At 69.9% G+C, this 6764-nt stretch carries 6 protein-coding genes and 1 other RNA gene; all 7 read left to right on the forward strand.

Annotated features, from left to right (window positions below; translation table 11 throughout):
• Positions 1 to 149: a transfer-messenger RNA gene (gene ssrA / locus VGD44_RS18375) on the forward strand; the annotation flags it as partial.
• A 165-nt stretch (positions 150 to 314) separates the two neighbouring features.
• The gene (locus tag VGD44_RS18380; protein ID WP_414694689.1) at positions 315 to 779 is read left to right on the forward strand and encodes an SspB family protein; all 465 of its coding nucleotides are present in this window, start codon (positions 315 to 317) and stop codon (positions 777 to 779) included.
• 4 nt (positions 780 to 783) lie between these two features.
• Positions 784 to 1266, forward strand: a complete 483-nt coding sequence (locus tag VGD44_RS18385; protein WP_331089814.1) for a PaaI family thioesterase — start codon at positions 784 to 786, stop codon at positions 1264 to 1266.
• 9 nt (positions 1267 to 1275) lie between these two features.
• Positions 1276 to 2031, forward strand: a complete 756-nt coding sequence (locus VGD44_RS18390; protein WP_331089816.1) for a C13 family peptidase — start codon at positions 1276 to 1278, stop codon at positions 2029 to 2031.
• A 421-nt stretch (positions 2032 to 2452) separates the two neighbouring features.
• Complete coding sequence (locus VGD44_RS18395; RefSeq protein WP_414694690.1) at positions 2453 to 4270, forward strand: serine hydrolase domain-containing protein; 1818 nt, start codon at positions 2453 to 2455, stop codon at positions 4268 to 4270.
• Between the two features lie 159 nt (positions 4271 to 4429).
• Positions 4430 to 6073: a flagellar basal-body MS-ring/collar protein FliF gene (gene fliF, locus VGD44_RS18400; RefSeq protein WP_414694688.1), complete on the forward strand. Its 1644-nt coding sequence runs from the start codon at positions 4430 to 4432 to the stop codon at positions 6071 to 6073.
• The coding region (locus VGD44_RS18405) for a flagellar motor switch protein FliG (RefSeq protein ID WP_331089820.1) at positions 6073 to 6764 on the forward strand (692 nt) is incomplete at its 3' end. The genes fliF and VGD44_RS18405, both read left to right, overlap by 1 nt.

A 6764-nucleotide genomic window follows, 5' to 3' on the forward strand; every position in this document is an offset into this window, starting at 1 on the left:
CCGGGTCTTTAAACTAAATGCGAACGATAACTTCGCTGAGGAAGTTCGCCTGGCTGCGTAATGCGGTCCGGTAACATCCGAACCAAGTCCTAGAGGTTCAGATCTCTAGGCGGGGCTCGGGAGGCGCCTGGCAACAGAAGCCTCCCACTTCTACCACAGCGTGCAACTTGTACCCGCCACAATTGTCGTTCGGTCGACAGAAGCCACTCGCACGCCGCTTCTCACCTTGCACCGCACTCCCCACACGCTACCTTCCTGGATGTTCCGTGGTTTGGAGTGTTCGCGTGGCCCAGGATCCGCCGGTACAGGATCTGATGAACTACGAAGCGTTGGCGCAGGACGCGCTGCGCGGCGTGGCGAAGGCTGCCCTGAAGCGCGCCGCGGCCCCCGAGGGCCTGCCCGGCTCGCACCACTTCTACATCACCTTTAAGACCGACGCGGCCGGGGTCTCGGGTCCGAACGACCTGCTGTCGAAGTACCCGGACGAGATGACCATCGTCCTGCAGCACCAGTACTGGGACCTGGCGCCCGGCGAGACCTTCTTCTCGGTCACCCTGCAGTTCGGCGGCCAACCCAAGCGGCTTTCGATCCCCTACGCGGCCATCACCCGCTTCTACGACCCCTCGGTGCAGTTCCTTCTGCAGTTCGAGCCGCCGCCGCCTGCCCCGCCAGAGGCCCGCGCCCCGGCGCCAGACGCTAAGGACAAGGAGGGCGCCGCGCCCGCGGCGAAGCCGGCCGAAGCCACCGTCGTCTCCCTCGACCAGTTCCGGAAGAAGTGACCGCATGACCGACGTGGCGGCTCCCACGGCCAAGGCCGAGCCTGAAGCCCTGACCGACGAGGCCATCCTCCAGCGGTTCCTGCGGACGAAGAACCAGCCCACCGGCTCGCAGACCCTGGGCTTCCGCATGGTGGCGGTGAGCCAGGCCGAGCGGTCGGTCGAGGTGGAGTTCGACGGCAAGGCCGAGCTCCTGCTCAATCCCATGAAGCAGATCCAGGGCGGCTATCTCTGCGCCATGCTGGACGAGGCCATGAGCGTGGCCTGCATGGTGGCCTCGGGAATGACCGCGGTCGCGCCTACGCTGGAGATGAAGACCAGCTTCTTCCGGCCGGGCATGCCTGGGAAGCTCAAGGGGATCGGCAAGGTCGTGAAGTGGGGCCGCCAGGTGGCCTTCACCGAGGGCGAGCTCTACGACGCCGAGGGCCGGCTGCTGGCAAAGGCCACCGGCACCGCGATCCCCACGCCCTTCACCAACTACAAGAAGTAGCAAAGCGCCATGCGTCGGCTCCTCGCTCTCCTGGCGGCCTTCTGGCTCGGGACGGCGAGCGCGGCGCAGGCGGCCTCACCGTTCGCCGACTGGTCGGCCGTCGTGGTGGCCGGCGACTGGCACGCCAGCGACGGCGGCCCCACCGAGGGCTTCGACAATGCCCGCCGCGACGTGACCCTGGCCCTGGGGCGGGCGGGCTTCCAGCCGGCCAACATCCGCCAGTTCTCGGTGCGGCCCGAGCGCTACAAGGACACCCGCCCCGAGAAGGCCGAGCTGCGCGGGATCTACAGGGCGCTGGTGGACGGGGCGGGCCGCGCGCAGGGGGGATGCCTGTTCTACCTCACGTCGCATGGCCTGCCGCAGGGCGCCCAGGTCGACCAGGGGATCCTGCGGCCGGGCGCCCTGGCCAACATGCTGGACCAGACCTGCGGCAAACGCCCGACCGTAGTGGTGATCTCGGCGTGCTTCTCGGGGGTGTTCGTGCCGGCGCTGGCGGCGACGAACCGAATGGTGCTGACGGCGGCTCGGCCCGACCGAACCTCGTTCGGCTGCGGCCAGGACAACAAGTACCCCTACTTCGACGACTGCTTCCTCTCGTCGATGCCGGGGTCGCGGGACTTCGGCGTGCTGGCGGGCGCGGTGCGCGAGTGCGTTCGGGCGCGCGAGATCGCGGAGAAGATGACCCCGCCGTCCGAACCGCAGATCTGGGTGGGGCCGCAGCTGCGCCCGATGCTGCCGCTCTTCGCCTTCGAGTGGACGGACTGACCCGATACCCGCCGGGTCTCCGGCGCCGCGACCTGCGGGTTCGATGCGCGCCGCCGCGCTTCGCCCCCGAAGCGGCGAGACGCGCCTTGCGACTCAACCGCAGATGATATGGTCGGGGGCTGGAGAGGGAGTGGGGCGGACGATGCGGAGCCTCGGCAAGGCGGTCCTGGCGACCCTGGCGCTGTTGCTCGCGTCCCCGACCGCTGCGCAGGACGCAGCCCCGCCTCTGCCCAAAGCGCCCATTCCCTATGCGAAGGTCGCGCCAAAGGCCTCGCCTGCCCGGCCCGCGCCGCCGGCGCCCGCCCCGGCCGCGACGCCCGCCGCACCGGTCCGGGTCGTCCAGGGCGCAAAGCTGCCGGCGGGCCAGGCGATCCCGGCGGCGGAGCTGGCGGCGTTCGTCGACGGCTGGATGACCGACGCGATGCGCCGCGAGCATGTGGCGGGCGCCACCGTCTCCGTCGTCCAGGACGGCCAGGTGGTGCTGAAGCGCGGCTATGGCTTCGCCAGCCTCGAGCCGCGTCGGGCCGTCGACCCCGACCGCACGCTGTTCCGCATCGGCTCGATCTCCAAGACCTTCACCTGGATCCTCCTGATGAGGGAGATCGAGGCTGGCCGCATCCGCCCCGACGCCCAGGTCAACCTCTACCTCCCGGACAGGGTGCGACTGTCGGGCCGCTCGCGCGAAGTCACGATCCGCCAGTTGATGGAGCACACGCCGGGCTTCGAGGACCGCGCCCTGGGCCAGCTCTTCGAGAACGATCCGCGGCGCGTGCGGCCGCTGGACCTCTATCTGCGCCAGGAGCGGCCCAGCCGGGTGCGTCGGCCGGGGATCGTCTCCAGCTACTCGAACTACGGCGTGGCCCTGGCCGGCGCGGCGGTGACCTTCGGCAAGGGCAAGACCTTCGAGCGGATGGTCGAGGACGAGATCACCGTTCCCCTGCGCATGAACCACACCACCTTCCGCGAACCGCGGCCCGACCGGCGCGGCCTGCCGGCGCCCATGCCCGAACGGCTGCGCGACGACATCTCCACCGGCTACGCGTGGCGCAACGCCGGCTTCACGCCCCAGGACTACGAGTACATCGGCCAAGTCGCGCCGGCCGGCTCGGCGTCGTCCACGGCGGGCGACATGGCGCGCTACATGCAGATGCTACTGGGCGATGGGACGTCGAACGGCGTCACCGTCTTCGGGCCGCGCGCCGCCCGGGCCTTCCGCTCGCCGCTGCGCCAGACGCCACCGGGGATCAACGGCTGGGCCCACGGCTTCATGGTCTTCGACCTGCCCGGCGGCTTCGCAGGCTACGGCCACGGCGGCGACACGCTGGCGTTCCATTCGTCGATGATCGTGGTCCCGGAGCTGAAGCTGGGGATCTTCGTCAGCACCAACAGCGCGAGCGGCGCGAGGATCGCCTACCCGTTCCCCGAGGCGCTGGTCCGCCACTTCTACGCCGGCCCCGCGACCTTCCCCCGGGCCGGCTCGGCCGAGCTCGCCGAGGCCGCCGACGCGTACGACGGCGCCTACCTCTCGACGCGGCGGGCGCACGGCGGGCTGGAAGGCTTCGTGGGCCTGCTCGTCGGCGCCACCGACGTGGAGGTGACGTCCGGCGGCCGGCTGGTGACCCGCCCGGCGCTGGGCGAGGCGAAGGCCTGGACCCCCGACGGACCATTGAGCGAGGGCCGGTTCGTCGCCACCGTCGGCGACGAGCGACTGGCGTTCCTCATGGAGGACGGGCGCCCGGTCGGCTTCCGCCCCGACATCAACACCGAGACCTTCCGGCGCACACCCTTCGCCGAGCGGCCCGGCGTGCTGACGACCATGGCCGGGCTCACGCTGCTGGCGGCCGTGGGGACCTTCGCGGGCCTGGTCCTGCGCAACCGCCGCGAGGTGCGCCAGAACCAGATCCAGGCCCGCGCCGCGATGGTGCAGACCATGCAGGCGGGGTTGTGGCTCGCCGCGCTCGTGCTGTTCGGCGCCTGGGCCGCCGGCGCGTCGGACATCGAGCGGATCATGTACGGCTGGCCGGGGCCCCTGCTCGTCACCGCCTCGGCCAGCGCCCTGGTCGCCGCGGCGCTCTGCCTGATCACGATCGCGGCGCTGCCGGCGGTCTGGCAGGGCGGCCGGCGGGTCGATTCGTGGACGGTGCTGCGCAAGGTGTTCTTCACGCTCTCCGTGCTGATCTACACGGTGTTCGCGGTGCTGCTGGCCATGAACGGCGCCTTGGAGCCCTGGAGCCGCTAGGATTACGGCCGCGCCTGCGACGCCGCGCCGCTATCCGAAAATCCTCCGCTACAGCCAAGTCTAAACCCGCCTTTAACCAAGGACTGGGTAATTCCTGCCTACCTGAGGGGAGCAACCGTGTTTCGGCGGTCCCTTCGCGTACGGAGGGGGCGACCAGCCTTGAATCAGTTCACGGCCATGCTGCAGCGGTTCGGGATCGGCCGATTGGCCGCCATCCTCGGCCTCGCCGCCGGCCTCGCCGCCGTCGCCGCCGCCATCTTCATGGGCCTGGGCCAGCCCAAGGCCCTGCTCTATTCCAACCTCGACCTCAAGGAAGCGGGCACGATCACGGCCGCCCTGGATCAGGCCGGCGTGAAGTACGAGGTCAAGGGTGACGGCTCGACCATCATGGTGCCGCGCGACGAGGTGGCCTCCACCCGCTTGATGCTGTCGGGCAAGGGCCTGCCGACCGCCGGCTCGGTCGGCTACGAGATCTTCGACGAGGCCAACGCGCTCGGCCAGACCGACTTCGTCCAGCAGCTGAACCGCCAGCGCGCCCTGGAAGGCGAGCTGGCCCGCACCATCCGCAGCCTGGACGGCATCACCATGGCCCGCGTGCACCTGGTGCTGCCCAAGCGCCAGCTGTTCGAGGAAGAGGCCGAGCAGCCCTCCGCAGCGGTGAACATCGGCGTCGGCGGCCGCGAGCCCAACGCCGATCAGGTCCGCGCCATCCAGAACCTGGTGGCCGGCGCCGTTCCCAACATGAAGCCCGACCGCGTGACGGTCGTGGACCAGCACGCCAAGACCCTGAGCGGCGGCGAGGTCGGCATGGCCTCCGAGGCCGACGGGCGGAAGTCCGAGGTCGAGCAGCGCATCGCCAAGCAGGTGAAGCAGCTGGTCGAGGGCGTCGTCGGCGCCGGCAAGGCGCGCGTCAACATCACCGCTGACCTGGAACTGGCGCGGGTGACCGTGCAGCAGGAGACCTTCGACCCCGACGGCCAGGTGATCCGCTCGGAATCGACCACCGAGGAGAACAGCCGCGACAACGACTCCAGCGGCTCGGGCCAGGCGTCGGTCGCCGCCAACATCCCGGGCGCCGGCTCGCCGGACCTGAACACCAACACCTCGAGCACCGGCCGCACCGACTCGACCACCAACTACGAGATCTCCAAGACCGTCCGCACCGAGGTCCAGGAGCCGGGCACGGTGAAGCGCCTGTCGGTGGCCGTGGCGGTTGACGGCGTGACTGCGGCCGGCACGGAAGGCAAGCCCGGCGCCTACACGCCGCGTTCAGCCCAGGAGATGCAGCAGATCGAGCAGCTTGTCCGCTCGGCCGTGGGCTTCAACCAGGACCGCGGCGACCAGATCAGCGTCGTGAACGTCCGCTTCCCCACCGCGGCCGACGACGGCGGCGTCGAGGCCGCGAGCCCCCTGATGGGTTTCGACAAGAACGACATCATGCGCGCCGTCGAGCTGGCCGTGCTGGCGGTCGTGGGCATCCTGATGATCTTCTTCGTCGCCCGCCCGCTGCTGGGCGGCAGCGGCAAGAAGGGCGCGGGCGGCGCCGGTGCGCTCATCGGACCGGCCCAGGTCCAACGCGTCATGGTGAGCCCCGACGGCCAGCCGATGCAGATCGCCGCCGACGGAAGCCAACTGGCGCTGGCGGGCCCGCTCAGCGCCGACGACCCCAACCACCGCATCGACATGGCCCGCGTCGACGGCCAGGTCCGCGCGAGCGCCGTGAAGAAGGTGTCCGAGTTCGTGGAACGCCACCCCGACGAGTCCGTCGCGATCCTCCGCTCCTGGCTGCATGAGACCAACTGATGGCCCCCCGCGCCGGATCCAAGAGCATCGTTGACCCCTCCCGCCTGAACGGCGCGGAGAAGTGCGCCGTGGTGCTGCTCGCCCTCGGCGAGGAGCACGCGCACGTCTGGCAGGACCTGGACGAGGAGGAGATCAAGGAGATCTCCCAGGCGATGGCCAGCCTCGGCAACGTGACCGCCGCAGTCGTCGAGGACCTGCTCGTGGAGTTCGTCTCCGGCGCCGCCGGCACGGGCTCGATCATGGGCTCGTTCGAACAGACCCAGAAGCTGCTCGCCTCCATCATGCCGCCCGAGAAGGTGGACGCCCTGATGGAGGAGATCCGCGGCCCGGCCGGCCGGACCATGTGGGACAAGCTCGGTAACGTGAACGAGGCCGTGCTCGCCAACTACCTGAAGAACGAATATCCGCAGACCGTCGCCGTCGTGCTGTCGAAGGTGAAGTCCGAGCACGCCGCCCGCGTGCTGGCCTGCCTGCCGGAAGACTTCGCGCTGGAATGCGTCATGCGCATGCTGCGCATGGAGCCCGTGCAGCGCGAGATCCTCGACAAGATCGAGCAGACGCTGCGCAACGAGTTCATGTCGAACCTGGCGCGCACCTCCAAGCGCGACAGCCACGAGATGATGGCCGACATCTTCAACGCCTTCGACCGCCAGACCGAGACCCGCTTCATCACCGCCCTGGAAGAGCGCAA

Source organism: Phenylobacterium sp., from assembly GCF_036402295.1.
Lineage (GTDB): Bacteria > Pseudomonadota > Alphaproteobacteria > Caulobacterales > Caulobacteraceae > Phenylobacterium.